The sequence below is a fragment of the Aeromonas sp. Y318-1 genome, assembly GCF_027706125.1.
Taxonomy (GTDB): domain Bacteria; phylum Pseudomonadota; class Gammaproteobacteria; order Enterobacterales; family Aeromonadaceae; genus Aeromonas; species Aeromonas hydrophila.
In genome coordinates this window covers 101,064-114,273 of sequence record NZ_JAPDCM010000015.1, presented here as the reverse complement: position 1 = coordinate 114,273, position 13,210 = coordinate 101,064, and the positions used below count along the sequence as shown (strand labels likewise).

The window sequence follows — 13,210 nt, the reverse complement described above, 5'->3', positions numbered from 1 at the left end:
TGATCTCGCACCTCGATAACTGTACGTAAGATCAGTATAGTTCGTGGTAACTGACTGCTAATCATGGGTAATCAGGTACGGATAAGAGTGGTGAGCTTAGCAGTGAGGAGATACAGGCGGCTCTGCAAAATAGCAGCAATGCAGAAAAACTTCACAAGCTCATCGTCAAGCATCCCAGCGAATGGTATGAAAAATCATCAGCCAGCAGTTATCTTTGGCTAGATAAATTAATGAAAAAAATTGGCTTGCCTGATTTTGATCTCTTGGTGGATCACGAGAAACAGCGTATCGATAAGCTGGAGTGGATGCAGAGTGCTGCCAAGCTAAAGCTTGGTAAGGATATTTGGCATATATATCCTATGGCTATATATGGAAAGAAAAAAGATAGATTTGTTGTACATTATACAAAATATAACTATGTCATTGGGAAAGCATTAGATAAACAGATGGCAATACCTTCTAAGTACGCACCTAAAGTGGGAAATAATAAACTGGCAAGTCGAGATGAGGTATTGCTCCATCTAACACCAGACGATGACCTGACTAAAGATACTATCTATCAATTTCTTGATCTATCAAAATACTCAGAAGTTTCAGAGGATGATCTTAATAAATTTTTGTTAGGGCAAGGAGTTTTAGAGGGTAAAGGTTCTATTTTTATCTCTGCAGCTAAAAAGTATAATGTCAGTGAAGTGTATCTAGTTTCTCATGCATCACTAGAAACTGGTCGGGGGACATCAAGTTTTGCACGTGGAAAAGATTTTAATGGGGTTAAGGTTTATAATATGTATGGTATTAACGTTAGAGATGACAAGCCTTCATTAGGTACTGAATATGCATATAAAAATGGATGGAATTCAATTGATAAAGCAATAGATGGCGGAGCTAGATGGATATCAGACAACTTTGTCAACCACCATAAATATAAACAGAATACGCTTTATAAAATGCGTTGGAATCCAGCTTCACCGGGCGAGCATCAGTATGCCAGTGATGTTCTTTGGGCTAAACACCAAATACCTAACATGAAGAAAAGATTTGATGTTTTCCCTAATGCCATTTTACATGTCGATATTCCGGTCTATGAGGAGTGATTAATGAAAAGTGTTATTTATGTCTTCGCTTTATTTTTTTCTTTTAGTCTTCACGCGGCATGTGAGAGTGTAAGGTTTAATGAAGTTCAGAAGGATAATGGAGTTGCGTATGATGTGTCAAATATTGTCGTCACATCGAAAGGTCGCACTTTTTTTTATGACATGCCTCTTGATGAATGTAAGTCGAAAAAATTCATTATTAATGGCGATAAGGCAATTTCATATGCATCATACAATGGATTTCAATATGTTAGCTATCTAGACCGAAAAGGTGAAGCTCATACGGGGTGGGTTGATTCATCTCGTATCGCCAAAAAAGAAAAACTATCTGAACATTTAAATGTACAAAGAAGTGATTTTGCCATCCACTTCAATGGTTATGACATAAAAATTGGTGGTGATTACAGTGAAATCATCGAGTCCTTTAATGGACTCACTGAAATGGATAGTGGAAATGGTTTTGTCGATAAATTTAAAAACATTGAGGGTGTAGATTATAAGTTTTATCCTCATGACTTTGGTTTCATATATATAGAGTCATCAAATCTTGACTATAATAAACTAAAAAGAGACTTTGATGATTATAGAATAACTAAAGTCATTCTTAAGAAAGATGTGGGGTTTAGTAGTAGAGGGATCTATGTGGGAAGCAAGATGCTTGATGTCATAAAAGTATATGGTGTGCCTGTATCCAAGAAAGATGGTGCTTTTACATATGTAAGTGATAACTACATGATGAAATTTTCTGGTTATGAAGTTGTCAATGAAATAGAGATATCTATCAATCCAATGTAAAACCTTTAATTAGTATCTATATACAGCTTTACTTACCATCAGGCTCCGGTTTCAAATCGGTGCCTTTTTATTCTGCTGTAGTGCACTCTTCTTTCGGTATCACATTCAGAACCTTCTTGAATATGTGCTAGGAGGGGAGGTTGTCTTTCTATTGTTTTGCTCTGATGTTGCCTCTGGTGAGTAGTGCTCCAAATAGCACTTCAGGTCTGACTACATCAACCCCACCGATTCATACCAATTTGATACCCACAAGGTCTGATACGGGTTGCTGGCGATCTCCAGCACCAATACTTATGCCTTTTAGAGTGTCGCCTGTGCGACCCGTTGCGGGCATTTTTGCAGCAATGGTCAGGACATCGGGGGGGGGGGCGGTTTATGTCTACCGGATTTAAATCGATAAGATTGGATGTTTTCTGAAAGGGATAATGGGGTGGCTGATGGGACTCGAACCCACGACAACCGGAATCACAATCCGGGACTCTACCAACTGAGCTACAGCCACCACTGAAGATATCCATCAATGCCTGCATCGGGGAGATGCATATCATCAATGGCGCGCCCTGCAGGATTCGAACCTGCGACCCACGGCTTAGAAGGCCGTTGCTCTATCCGACTGAGCTAAGGGCGCATTGCCTCGACAAGCCTGGCGGCATGTCGAAAAACCTGGTCGGTGATAAAGGATTCGAACCTTTGACCCTCTGGTCCCAAACCAGATGCGCTACCGGGCTGCGCTAATCACCGAAAATCTCGTGTCCAGCTTAGCGACAGCGGCTGTACTGGGCAACGGGCCGGCATCATACCCAAGCGGGAAAGCCAGCGTCAACGAATTTTTCCACCAATGAATTCAAATGCCTACTTATTGCCCTCCATGCGAGAGCCGCTAACACCCGTGGCAAAAAAATGCGACAATGCGCGGCAGTTGAACACATGGTGAGTGAAGAACGATGTCTGCCAAAATCATTGATGGAAAACAGGTTGCGCAAACGATTCGCAATCAGGTCGCAGCGCAAGTCCAACAGCGGTTGGCACAAGGGAAACGGGCACCGGGCTTGGCGGTCATCCTAGTCGGGGTAGATCCTGCTTCGCAGGTCTATGTCGGTAGCAAACGTCGCGCCTGCGAAGAGGTAGGCTTTATCTCCCGCTCTTACGATCTGGATGCGACGGCGAGCCAGGAAGAGTTGCTGGCACTGATCGATAAGCTGAATGAAGACGCAGACGTTGACGGTATCCTGGTGCAGCTCCCCTTGCCGGCGCACTGCGATACGACTCAGGTGCTGGAGCGTATTCGCCCTGACAAGGACGTGGATGGTTTCCATCCCTACAACGTGGGTCGGCTGGCACAGCGTATCCCGGCACTGCGCCCCTGTACGCCCAAAGGCATCATGACGCTGATTGAAGCGACCGGTGTTAAAACACACGGTTTGCATGCGGTAGTAGTCGGGGCATCCAACATCGTCGGCCGGCCGATGACGCTGGAGCTGCTGCTGGCGGGTTGTACTACCACCACCTGTCACCGTTTCACTCAGGATCTGGAAGATCAGGTTCGCCGTGCCGACCTGCTGGTGGTGGCGGTTGGCAAACCCAACTTCATTCCGGGTGAGTGGGTCAAACCTGGGGCACTGGTGATCGATGTGGGGATCAACCGGTTGGCGGACGGCTCTCTGGTTGGTGACGTTGAGTTTGAGACCGCGCGCAATCATGCATCCTTCATCACGCCTGTACCGGGTGGGGTTGGTCCTATGACGGTCGCCAGCCTGATGGAAAATACCCTGAGCGCCTGTCAGGACTATCACGACAGCGCGCAATGATCTCTTTCTAGTCTGCTCGGGGGAACGAACTTCTCCTGTAAATTGCAGCAATAAAAAAACCGGCAACCTTGCGGCTTGCCGGTTTTTTTATTTATCCAGTTCGACTCTTACATGTTCTGTGCTTCGTTTGGCACAATGACAGAGGCGTGATTGCCTTTCGGCCCCTGCTGCAGTTCAAAGTTGACTGCTTGACCTGCTTTCAACGTCTTGTAGCCTTCCATTTGTATCGTGGAGTAGTGGGCGAAGATATCTTCACCGCCTCCTTCCGGACAGATAAACCCAAATCCTTTTGCGTTGTTAAACCACTTGACTGTTCCGGTTGCCATACATCTACATCCTTTTATTGATTACCTTGAAGTCGTTGAGTAACCTGCGCCAGCCCTTTATAACTAGTAACATAGCCCATAGCAGACGGGCGCCGATTAGCAAGTAACCAATCTAGTCTAACTTTTGAGCGAGTCAAGGAGTTGTTAACAACTGATGTGATCTGGTTAACAAGTCTATTGACAATCTTGTGTTAGGCGGTAGTAATCTAGAGGTACCAAAGCGCGATTATGAGCAAGCAGAAAGAACTCTTTGCTAATGAAGAGATTGCAGAAGCAGAGAAAACCAAGCTGCAACCGCCACCCATGTACAAGGTCGTCTTGAACAACGACGACTACACACCGATGGAGTTCGTGGTGGAGGTGCTGCAAAAGTTCTTTGGTATGGATTTGGACAAGGCCACTCAGGTGATGCTGAGCGTGCATTATAGTGGTAAGGGAGTCTGTGGCACGTTCACCGCCGAGATTGCCGAAACCAAAGTGGTCCAGGTCAACACCTATGCACGTAACAACGAACATCCACTGCTGTGTACCATGGAAAAGGCTTGAATCTGATGACTTGATGGCGATGACGACACCACATTGTTGCTGTACTAGGGGAGGTGCCTATGTTGAATAAAGATCTAGAAAAGACGCTGAACGAGGCTTTCAAACTGGCCCGTGACGAGCGCCACGAATTCATGACTGTCGAGCACCTGTTGTTAGCCCTGCTGGATAACAGCTCAGCCCATGAGGCGCTGAGTTCTTGTGGTGCTGACGTGGAGCTGATGCGCAAAGAGATCAGCGCATTCATCAGTCAAACAACCCCGCTCATCCCCCGTGACGATGAAGATCGTGAAACCCAGCCCACACTGGGCTTCCAGCGGGTGCTGCAACGCGCCGTGTTCCATGTCCAATCATCGGGCAACACGGAAGTCAGTGGTGCCAACGTGCTGGTTGCCATTTTCAGCGAGCAGGAGTCCCAAGCCGCTTATTTCCTGAAAAAAGCCGAGATCAGCCGGCTGGACGTGGTCAACTTCCTCTCTCATGGCGTGCGCAAAGACAGCAAGCCGGACAACAGCAACAACAATGCCGAGTCCGACGACGATGTGTCTGCCGCCCAGATAGAAAGCTTTGCCACCAACCTCAATCAGCTGGTGCTGGAAGGGCGTATCGATCCGCTCATCGGACGGGATCAGGAGCTCAACCGTACCATCCAGGTGCTCTGCCGTCGTCGCAAGAACAACCCCTTGCTGGTCGGTGAAGCCGGGGTGGGCAAGACGGCCATCGCCGAAGGGCTGGCCTATCGTATCGTCAAGGGCGATGTGCCCGAGGTGATTGCGGGCAGCACTATTTATTCTCTGGACATGGGCTCGCTGCTGGCGGGGACCAAGTATCGCGGTGATTTCGAGAAGCGCCTCAAGGTGCTGCTCAAGCAGATCGAGCGCCAGGAAGGGGCGATCCTGTTCATCGACGAGATCCACACTATCATAGGGGCAGGGGCGGCCTCCGGTGGTCAGCTGGACGCGGCCAACCTTATCAAGCCGCTGCTCTCCAATGGTTTGCTGCGCTGTGTCGGCTCCACCACCTATCAGGAATATTCCCAGATCTTTGAGAAGGACCGTGCTCTGGCGCGTCGCTTCCAGAAGATCGATATCGTCGAGCCCAGTGTGGACGACACCACCCGCATCCTGATGGGGCTCAAGAGCCGCTATGAGGCTCACCACGGGGTGCGCTACACCGTCAAGGCCATCCGCGCAGCGGTGGAGCTCTCTGCCAAGTACATCAATGATCGCCATCTGCCTGACAAGGCGATCGACGTGATCGACGAAGCTGGTGCCGGGCAACGGCTGCTGCCGGCGAGCAAGCGCAAGAAAGTGATCAATGTGCAGGAGATCGAAGCCATTGTGGCCAAGATTGCCCGCATCCCGGAGAAATCAGTCTCCTCTTCCGACAAGGAAGTGCTGAAGAATCTGGAGCGCAATCTCAAGATGGTGGTATTTGGTCAGGACAAAGCCATCGAGGTGCTGACCGATTCCATTCGCTTGTCACGTTCGGGCTTGGGTAATGAGCGTCGCCCCGTGGGTTGCTTCCTGTTTGCCGGCCCGACCGGGGTGGGCAAGACCGAGGTCACTCAGCAGTTGGGCAAGGCGCTCGGCGTCGAGGTGCTGCGCTTTGACATGTCGGAGTACATGGAACGCCACACCGTCTCCCGCCTGATCGGGGCACCTCCCGGCTATGTGGGCTTTGAGCAGGGTGGACTCCTGACCGACTCGGTGCTCAAGCACCCGCATTCAGTGGTGCTGCTGGACGAGATCGAAAAAGCGCACCCGGACGTGTTCAACCTGCTGCTGCAGGTGATGGACAACGGCACCCTGACCGACAACAACGGGCGCAAGGCGGATTTTCGCAACGTGATCCTGGTGATGACCACCAACGCCGGCGTGCAGGAGACCCAGCGCAAATCCATCGGCTTCCAGCAGCAGGATATGAGCCACGATGCCATGGCGGTGATCAACAAGACGTTCAGCCCGGAGTTTCGCAACCGGCTCGATCACACCATCTGGTTCAACCATCTGGATATGCAGGTGATACATCAGGTGGTCGACAAGTTCATCGTCGAGTTGCAGGTACAACTGGATGCCAAGGGCGTGTCTCTTGAAGTGTCCGAGGGTGTCCGCCACTGGTTGGCCGATAAGGGATATGACAGGGCCATGGGAGCGAGACCCATGGGACGGGTCATCCAGGAACACCTCAAGAAACCCCTTGCCAATGAGATCCTGTTCGGATCCTTGGTCGATGGGGGGGGAGTGAAGGTTGAGTTGATAAATGACAGCCTCAGCTTTGACTATCAGGTCAATGTTGAAGCTGTTTCCCACTAAGCCTGGCGCTGTTGGAAAACCACAAAAAACCCCAACCGGAAGGTTGGGGTTTTTTGCTGAATTCCTGGCTTAGCGAGAGCGGAAAACAATACGTCCCTTGGAGAGATCGTACGGAGTCAGAGCTACCGTTACTTTGTCCCCAGTCAGGATACGGATGTAGTTTTTGCGCATCTTGCCGGAAATATGAGCGATAACCACGTGACCATTCTCCAGTTCCACACGGAACATGGTATTGGGCAGGGTTTCGAGAATAGTGCCCTGCATCTCAATACTGTCTTCTTTAGCCATTGAATCCTCTTGATAAGCCACAACAAAAAATCCGCTGGATCATGCCGGATTTAAGGCTATGTGTAAAGTTTACTCGGGCTTGCTGTCGATATTTTTCCATTCCCCCTGTATCAACCGTTCATGGGGCAGATACTGGCGCTTGTAATTCATCTTGCGGCACTCCTCCACCAGATAGCCCAGATATAGCCAGCTGCGACCGGTTCTTCTGGCCAGTTCCAACTGGCTCAGAATGGCGAAGGTACCGAGGGAACGATCGGCATGGGCAGGGTCGAAAAAGGTGTACATGGCGCTGAGGGAATGGGGCAGCAGATCCGTGGTCGCGACCCCGATCAGCCGGTTATCCTTGCGCATTTCCAGATAGAGGGGCGGCATCCAGTCACAGTGCAGGAAGCCCTTGTACTGGGTACGGCTGGGGGGATACATGCTGCCGTCATGATGGCGTTCGCGAATGTAGCGTTCATAGAGCTGGTAGTACTCTGGCTTGTCGTCGTAGCTGAGCACCAGTTCGATATCCTGATTGAGCTGGCGGATCCGCTTCTGGCTGCGGCTCGGCACGAAGCGCTCGCTGTGAATGCGCAGGGACTGGCAGGCATTGCAGGCCGGGCAGTGGGGACGATAGATGTCGTTGCCGCTGCGCCGAAAGCCGGCCGTCAGCAGGCGTTCGTAGCCGCTGGCATTGAGCAGGCTGTGATCCATCAACACCAGCAGTTGCTCCTGCTCATGACCCAGATAGCTGCATTGGTGCTTCGGGGTCAGTCCTACCTTGAGGATCACTTCTTCGGTCATAACAGAATGCTCCCCGTTTGCCAGCAATTGGCCGCCAGCGGTTGTCGGCTCAGTTGTGCCAGCGTCGTCAAAAATTGGCGTCTCGGCCACTCTTCTATTCCCAGAGTGGCCAAAAAATCGTTCTGCATCTGGCAATCGATCAAGGCGCCATCATGGCGGGCGAAGTGTTGGCAGAGGGCCACCATGGCCAGTTTGGCGCCGTTGTCGATACGACTGAACATGGACTCGCCGCAGAACACCCGGCCGAGGGAGAGACCATAGAGGCCGGCTTGCAACTGGCCCTCCTGCCAGATCTCGATGGAGTGGGCATGGCCCAGGCGGTGCAATTGTCGATAGGCGTCGATCATGGGTGTGCTAATCCAGGTTCCACTGGCACTGCGACGGGGCGCGGCGCAGGCCGCTATAACCTCATTAAAGGCGCGATCGATGGAAATATCGAATGAGGTACCACGGATAAATTTGCGCAGGGTGCGACCGATGTGCAGTTGTTCCGGCCGGATGACGCCTCTGGGATCCGGTGACCACCACAGCAGCGGCTGGTGGGGTTCATTCCACGGGAAGATCCCCTTATGGTAAGCTGCCAGCAGGCGGGCAGGGGAGAGATCCCCTCCGATCGCCAGCAGGCCGTTGGGTTCCTCCAGGGCATGCTCGGGGTCGGGAAACCAGCACAGCTCATCATCCAATTGGGTAAGATAGCGAGACATAAGGTAACGAGGTTCATAGATGAAGGCCATTATCCTGATAATATCCAGCTTGTTTTGCTTTGTCACTGCGCCCGCCTGGGCGCAGGTCTACGAGCGCAATACGGCAAGACCCGTGAATCAGGTGGTGTTTGGCCAGGTCGAGACGGTGCGCAACATCACCCAGCGCCAAATTCTGGAGTCAGAACACTCCGGCTGGAAAACCCTGGGTGGCGCCGTCCTGGGCGGTCTGCTTGGCAACCAGTTTGGTGGCGGTCATGGTCGTGAAATAGCTACCGCCGTGGGGGCGCTGGCGGGTGCTGCCGCGGCGCAGCAATATCAATCGGGCGGCACCGTGGTGGAGAACAAGCTGGTGGAGCTGCTTATCCGCAACGAGCAAAACGGGCTGGTGAACGTCATTCAGGATTACGATCCGGCCATGGTGTTCATGAACGGCGACAAGGTGCGCATCCTCTATTTCGACGATGGCGTGCGGGTGGACAAGACCTATTGAAGCAGGCGCTGGCTCAAGCGGTCATCAAGGGGAGAGAAGTGACCCGACACGCTGCCGGCTGGGCAAGCTGTCGGGCAGGTACTACACGGAGAACATCTGGCGAGGTAACGTCAGGCCGATGAGTCCTGCGACACTATCTTGTCACGGCCGGTGTTCTTTGCCTGATAGAGCAGGCGATCCGCCTCGCTCAGTGCCTCGTCCATGGAACCGCGCCCGACCTTGATCACCCCGAAACTGGCGCGAACAAACAGCGGCGTCTCCCTGGACAGCGGTTGCTGGCGCATCTGCTGGCGCAGCCCCTCCAGCCGTTTGAGCAGCACCGGCACGGTGCAGTGGGGCACCATCAGGGCAAACTCCTCGCCACCAAAACGGGCGATCATGGCATCTGGGAAGAACTGGGTGAGCAGCCGGGTGAGGTGGCAGAGCAGCTGATCGCCGATGGCATGACCCCAGTGATCGTTGACTTGCTTGAAGTGATCCACATCGAGCACGCACAGCGCAAGGGGCGTCTCCTGACGCTGGTGTTCCTCGAACCATTTCTGTCCTTCATTGAACCAGTAGCGCCGGTTGTAGAGCCCGGTCAGGTAGTCGCGATTGGCCGACTCCTGGATGCTGTTGAACTGCTCCAGCGCTTCCAGGTTGTGGCTGACCCGGCATTGCAGCTCTTCCGGTTCGAACGGCTGGTTGAGGAAGTCGTTGGCGCCCTGCTTGAGATAGCGGGCGGAGAGGCCGCGCTTGTCCGACACCGAGATGCCGATGATGGCGAGCTGCTGCTTGCTGTAACGCTCGCGCAGCATGCGCACCAGGCTGATCCCGTCAATTTCTGGCATGTAGTAGTCGACCAGCACCAGCCGAATGGCCGGGTTCTGTTCGAGCTGGGCCAGGGCCTCCCGGGCGTGGCTCGCCTCATGCACCTGCAGCAGTTGTTTGCGCAACTGGGCCATGGTGCGGTGGCGGGAAGTGCGTGAATCATCGACCACCAGTACTTCGATGCGCTGGTTGAGGTAGAGGCGATGAACCAGGCTGACGGCGTATTGCAGGGAGTGGCGTGAATCCTTCATCACATAGTCCAGCACCCCAGCTTCCAGCCAGGCTGCGCGCTTCTCCTCGCTGATATCGGCAGTGAGGATCACCACTGGCAGGCCGCGCTCCAGCAGCACGCTGACCGCTTCTCCGCGAGGTGCGTCCGGCAAGGTCAGATCCACCAGTGCGACCACATACTCCTCTCCCCGACAGTGACGGGCGCCTTCGAGGGTATCAAAGGCATCGATCTCCAGACCGGTCTGCTGGGCAATGGCCTGGATCAGCATCCGTCGAATGGTCAGACTGTCCTCGACTATCAATATTTTCTGTTTCATCCGGCTCCTTAAAGTAAAAAGGCATGCCTCGCGGCATGCCTTTTATATCCCTTGTGCTTATTGCGCGTCCAGATAGCGCTCGGCATCGAGGGCGGCCATACAGCCGGTACCGGCCGAGGTGATGGCCTGGCGGTAGGTGTGGTCAGCCACGTCACCGGCGGCAAATACCCCTTCGATACTGGTCTGGGTGGCGAAGCCGTCGAGGCCGCCACGCACCTTCAGATAGCCGTTCTGCATATCCAGCTGGTCGGCGAAGATCTGGGTATTGGGCTGGTGACCGATGGCGATGAAGACGCCCATCAGTGGCAGGTCGGTGGTGGTGTCGTTCTGGGTGTTGCGCAGGCGCACGCCGGTCACCCCCATGTCGTCGCCCAGCACTTCGTCCAGAGTCTGGTGGGTGTGCAGCACGATATTGCCGCTGGCCACCTTGTCGTGCAGGCGCTTGATCAGGATCTTCTCGGCACGGAACTCGTCGCGACGGTGAATGAGGTGCACCTTCTTGGCGATGTTGGCCAGATAGAGCGCCTCTTCCACGGCGGTGTTGCCGCCGCCGACCACGGCCACTTCCTGATTGCGATAGAAGAAGCCGTCACAGGTGGCGCAGGCGGAGACGCCGCGGCCCTTGAAGGCCTCTTCGGAAGGCAGGCCCAGATACTTGGCGGAGGCACCGGTGGCGATGATCAGCGCATCACAGGTGTATTCGCCGTTGTCGCCCTTGAGACGGAACGGACGCTGGGTCAGCTGCACTTCATTGATGTGATCAAACAGAATGCGGGTGTCGAACTTCTCCGCATGCTCTTTCATGCGCTCCATCAGGGCCGGACCGGTCAGACCCTCGGGGTCACCGGGCCAGTTCTCCACTTCGGTGGTGGTAGTCAGCTGACCGCCTTGCTGCATGCCAGTGATGAGCAGCGGATTGAGGTTGGCACGGGCGGCATAGACGGCGGCAGTGTAACCCGCCGGGCCTGACCCCAGGATCAGCAGTTTGCTATGAGTGACTTGGCTCATGATGTGATTTCCGAGACGTGATGAGTTTGCGCGATTGTAGGTAATTCGTGATAAGGGGTCAAAGGCCAGTGAGTCGATTGCATCAATCGGTTGGCGGGGTGGCAGGGGGGTAAGAAAGTGCTGAAAACCTGCTCTGTCTCGGAAGGCTCCTCAACCGGGCCCCGGGCTCATTGATAAGGAGCGCAACTGCTCTCTCACCATGATGATGTGAGAGGTGGCGCTTGGTATCCGCTGGCGCTTGCCGGACGTGGTGCGCATTCCTATTGATAAGGAAGGGAAGGGAAGGGAAGGGAAGGGAAGGGAAGGGAAGGGAAGGGAAGGGAAGGGAAGGGGGTTTGCAGCCGTGTATGCCAGTGGGCGCTGCCCACCAGGCTGATCCTGTCCGCTGGTGTGGCGGCGATCTAGACGCGATTGACAAGTTTTGGCGCAGTAGCCCTCGCTGCCGGTGCTTTGTAATACAGCACCTCAGGCCAAGCCCGCCCCATGAGGGGGGGCACACATTCTCAGGCCGCGCACTGACATGAGGGAGGATTTCTCTGGGGTGGCCGCTCTCCTGGTGGGCACATTCACGATGGCGACCTCCCGTTATCTTGCAGGGGGAATGCCAAATCATTGCCGGGCAGTTGCGACGAAGACGCAGGGAAGGGGAGGCGTTATGTTTTGAGTCTGATGGATACGTCGGCCGCGGTGAAAATTGCTGCAATGCAGGACAAAATAGCGACAGTGGCAGCGCGATAATCTGCACCACCTGAATCAATGCCGCTTCCTGCGCCGCTTTGGGCGAAAACAGTATGGTTTCGTGCTGTCAGTTCACGTACACTGGCCACAGCCATGCCTACGCGGTATTCATGGTTTTTTATTTCTTTAGGTACACCGATAATCATGCTATCCCTCGACTATCGATTGGTGGTTTATGTTGCAAGCTAGTTTGGCAACATTTGCGCCTTGCATATTCAGGTATTGACAGGATTTGTGACCATAATTATAAAATGACTGGTGATTCTTACCAAAAAATAGCCAAAGGATGGAATAAATGATGGAAGCTAAGAGTCGGCTAAAGGATTTGGACAGGATTGACCGCAACATTCTGAATGAGCTGCAAAAGGATGGCAGAATTTCGAACGTTGAGTTGTCCAAACGAGTTGGCCTGAGTCCTACACCGTGTCTGGAACGGGTTCGTCGCCTCGAGCGACAAGGGTATATCGAAGGGTATGCCGCCATTCTGAACCCTCATTATCTGGACGCGTCTCTGCTGGTATTCGTGGAAATTACCCTCAATCGCGGTGCCCCCGATGTGTTTGAACAGTTCAACAAGGCTGTTCAGGTGCTCGAGGAGATCCAGGAGTGCCATCTGGTCTCCGGCGATTTCGACTATCTGCTCAAGACCCGAGTCAGCGACATGTCGGCCTATCGCCGTCTGCTGGGGGAAACCCTGCTGCGTCTGCCCGGTGTCAACGACACTCGCACCTATGTGGTGATGGAAGAGGTCAAACAGAGCAGTCGTCTGGTGATCAGCACCCGTTGAGTCGGGTTATGCTGTGGCTTGCCAGCCTTGCGACAAGTCACGACATTCAGAAACGAGCGGCCGGTCCGCTCGTTTCTTCTTATCGAGTCGGTTGTGAATATGGCCGCCACGCCAGGCACTGGCTGACAACCGGTGGGCTTTTCAGGGATACTAGGCCCCCTTATCCCCCT

The 13,210-nt window shown here is 53.4% G+C and carries 14 protein-coding genes and 3 tRNA genes; 7 read left to right on the top strand and 10 right to left on the bottom strand.

All coding sequences use genetic code 11. The features are described 5' to 3' along the window. Positions 1–230 precede the first annotated feature (230 nt). Positions 231–1,094 carry an N-acetylglucosaminidase gene (locus tag OKB87_RS19910; RefSeq protein WP_270828342.1) on the top strand — a complete coding sequence of 288 codons (864 nt, stop codon included), beginning with the start codon at positions 231–233 and terminating at the stop codon, positions 1,092–1,094. A gap of 3 nt (positions 1,095–1,097) precedes the next feature. After that, on the top strand, positions 1,098–1,889 hold the full coding sequence (locus tag OKB87_RS19905; protein ID WP_270828341.1) for a hypothetical protein: 792 nt from the start codon (positions 1,098–1,100) through the stop codon (positions 1,887–1,889). Between the two features lie 426 nt (positions 1,890–2,315). On the opposite strand, the gene OKB87_RS19900 is transcribed toward OKB87_RS19905, so the two are convergent. The 3 genes from OKB87_RS19900 to OKB87_RS19890 form a co-directional block, all read right to left on the bottom strand. Next, positions 2,316–2,391: transfer RNA gene (locus OKB87_RS19900), tRNA-His, on the bottom strand. Between the two features lie 49 nt (positions 2,392–2,440). Next, a tRNA-Arg gene (locus OKB87_RS19895) sits at positions 2,441–2,517 on the bottom strand. Between the two features lie 36 nt (positions 2,518–2,553). Next, positions 2,554–2,630, bottom strand: a tRNA-Pro gene (locus OKB87_RS19890). A gap of 203 nt (positions 2,631–2,833) precedes the next feature. On the opposite strand from OKB87_RS19890, the gene folD reads away from it, so the two are divergent. Beyond that, the gene (gene folD, locus OKB87_RS19885) at positions 2,834–3,697 is read left to right on the top strand and encodes a bifunctional methylenetetrahydrofolate dehydrogenase/methenyltetrahydrofolate cyclohydrolase FolD (protein WP_043168397.1); all 864 of its coding nucleotides are present in this window, start codon (positions 2,834–2,836) and stop codon (positions 3,695–3,697) included. A 107-nt stretch (positions 3,698–3,804) separates the two neighbouring features. Here the strand turns inward: folD and cspD are convergent, their stop codons facing one another. Next, positions 3,805–4,023 carry a cold shock-like protein CspD gene (cspD, locus tag OKB87_RS19880; RefSeq protein ID WP_005300025.1) on the bottom strand — a complete coding sequence of 73 codons (219 nt, stop codon included), beginning with the start codon at positions 4,021–4,023 and terminating at the stop codon, positions 3,805–3,807. A 228-nt stretch (positions 4,024–4,251) separates the two neighbouring features. Here cspD and clpS point away from each other — a divergent pair, with 228 nt between their 5' ends. Beyond that, positions 4,252–4,569, top strand: coding sequence for an ATP-dependent Clp protease adapter ClpS (clpS, locus tag OKB87_RS19875; protein WP_005300028.1), 318 nt, complete (start codon positions 4,252–4,254; stop codon positions 4,567–4,569). A 59-nt stretch (positions 4,570–4,628) separates the two neighbouring features. Continuing rightward, positions 4,629–6,881 (top strand): ATP-dependent Clp protease ATP-binding subunit ClpA, encoded by a 2,253-nt coding sequence (clpA, locus tag OKB87_RS19870; protein WP_270828340.1) that lies wholly within the window; start codon positions 4,629–4,631, stop codon positions 6,879–6,881. 69 nt (positions 6,882–6,950) lie between these two features. Here the strand turns inward: clpA and infA are convergent, their stop codons facing one another. The 3 genes from infA to aat all read right to left on the bottom strand — a co-directional run bounded on the left by infA (position 6,951) and on the right by aat (position 8,659). After that, complete coding sequence (gene infA, locus OKB87_RS19865) at positions 6,951–7,169, bottom strand: translation initiation factor IF-1 (protein WP_005300033.1); 219 nt, start codon at positions 7,167–7,169, stop codon at positions 6,951–6,953. A gap of 69 nt (positions 7,170–7,238) precedes the next feature. Further along, complete coding sequence (locus OKB87_RS19860) at positions 7,239–7,955, bottom strand: arginyltransferase (protein ID WP_011705735.1); 717 nt, start codon at positions 7,953–7,955, stop codon at positions 7,239–7,241. Next, positions 7,952–8,659: a leucyl/phenylalanyl-tRNA--protein transferase gene (gene aat / locus OKB87_RS19855; protein ID WP_011705736.1), complete on the bottom strand. Its 708-nt coding sequence runs from the start codon at positions 8,657–8,659 to the stop codon at positions 7,952–7,954. Before aat ends, OKB87_RS19860 begins: the two co-directional genes overlap by 4 nt. A gap of 19 nt (positions 8,660–8,678) precedes the next feature. On the opposite strand from aat, the gene OKB87_RS19850 reads away from it, so the two are divergent. Next, the gene (locus OKB87_RS19850) at positions 8,679–9,149 is read left to right on the top strand and encodes a glycine zipper 2TM domain-containing protein (protein ID WP_270828339.1); all 471 of its coding nucleotides are present in this window, start codon (positions 8,679–8,681) and stop codon (positions 9,147–9,149) included. 110 nt (positions 9,150–9,259) lie between these two features. Here the strand turns inward: OKB87_RS19850 and OKB87_RS19845 are convergent, their stop codons facing one another. From OKB87_RS19845 to OKB87_RS19835, 3 genes are all read right to left on the bottom strand, one after another. Continuing rightward, entirely contained in the window at positions 9,260–10,507 is a 1,248-nt protein-coding gene (locus OKB87_RS19845; protein ID WP_270828338.1) for a response regulator, read from the bottom strand. A 57-nt stretch (positions 10,508–10,564) separates the two neighbouring features. Further along, positions 10,565–11,515 carry a thioredoxin-disulfide reductase gene (gene trxB / locus OKB87_RS19840; protein WP_017409663.1) on the bottom strand — a complete coding sequence of 317 codons (951 nt, stop codon included), beginning with the start codon at positions 11,513–11,515 and terminating at the stop codon, positions 10,565–10,567. Between the two features lie 653 nt (positions 11,516–12,168). After that, on the bottom strand, positions 12,169–12,399 hold the full coding sequence (locus OKB87_RS19835; RefSeq protein ID WP_270828337.1) for an alanine dehydrogenase: 231 nt from the start codon (positions 12,397–12,399) through the stop codon (positions 12,169–12,171). Positions 12,400–12,548: 149 nt separating this feature from the next. On the opposite strand from OKB87_RS19835, the gene lrp reads away from it, so the two are divergent. Next, on the top strand, positions 12,549–13,040 hold the full coding sequence (lrp, locus tag OKB87_RS19830; RefSeq protein WP_005300047.1) for a leucine-responsive transcriptional regulator Lrp: 492 nt from the start codon (positions 12,549–12,551) through the stop codon (positions 13,038–13,040). Positions 13,041–13,210 lie beyond the last annotated feature (170 nt).

Bases quoted from the DNA above. Each gene is read 5' to 3' on its own strand.
- OKB87_RS19845 (WP_270828338.1), bottom strand. From the start codon at position 10,507: ATGAAACAGAAAATATTGATAGTCGAGGACAGTCTGACCATTCGACGG.
- OKB87_RS19835 (WP_270828337.1), bottom strand. From the start codon at position 12,399: ATGATTATCGGTGTACCTAAAGAAATAAAAAACCATGAATACCGCGTA.
- aat (WP_011705736.1), bottom strand. From the start codon at position 8,659: ATGTCTCGCTATCTTACCCAATTGGATGATGAGCTGTGCTGGTTTCCC.
- OKB87_RS19910 (WP_270828342.1), top strand. From the start codon at position 231: ATGAAAAAAATTGGCTTGCCTGATTTTGATCTCTTGGTGGATCACGAG.
- cspD (WP_005300025.1), bottom strand. From the start codon at position 4,023: ATGGCAACCGGAACAGTCAAGTGGTTTAACAACGCAAAAGGATTTGGG.
- infA (WP_005300033.1), bottom strand. From the start codon at position 7,169: ATGGCTAAAGAAGACAGTATTGAGATGCAGGGCACTATTCTCGAAACC.
- OKB87_RS19850 (WP_270828339.1), top strand. From the start codon at position 8,679: ATGAAGGCCATTATCCTGATAATATCCAGCTTGTTTTGCTTTGTCACT.
- folD (WP_043168397.1), top strand. From the start codon at position 2,834: ATGTCTGCCAAAATCATTGATGGAAAACAGGTTGCGCAAACGATTCGC.
- OKB87_RS19905 (WP_270828341.1), top strand. From the start codon at position 1,098: ATGAAAAGTGTTATTTATGTCTTCGCTTTATTTTTTTCTTTTAGTCTT.
- clpS (WP_005300028.1), top strand. From the start codon at position 4,252: ATGAGCAAGCAGAAAGAACTCTTTGCTAATGAAGAGATTGCAGAAGCA.
- trxB (WP_017409663.1), bottom strand. From the start codon at position 11,515: ATGAGCCAAGTCACTCATAGCAAACTGCTGATCCTGGGGTCAGGCCCG.
- lrp (WP_005300047.1), top strand. From the start codon at position 12,549: ATGATGGAAGCTAAGAGTCGGCTAAAGGATTTGGACAGGATTGACCGC.
- OKB87_RS19860 (WP_011705735.1), bottom strand. From the start codon at position 7,955: ATGACCGAAGAAGTGATCCTCAAGGTAGGACTGACCCCGAAGCACCAA.
- clpA (WP_270828340.1), top strand. From the start codon at position 4,629: ATGTTGAATAAAGATCTAGAAAAGACGCTGAACGAGGCTTTCAAACTG.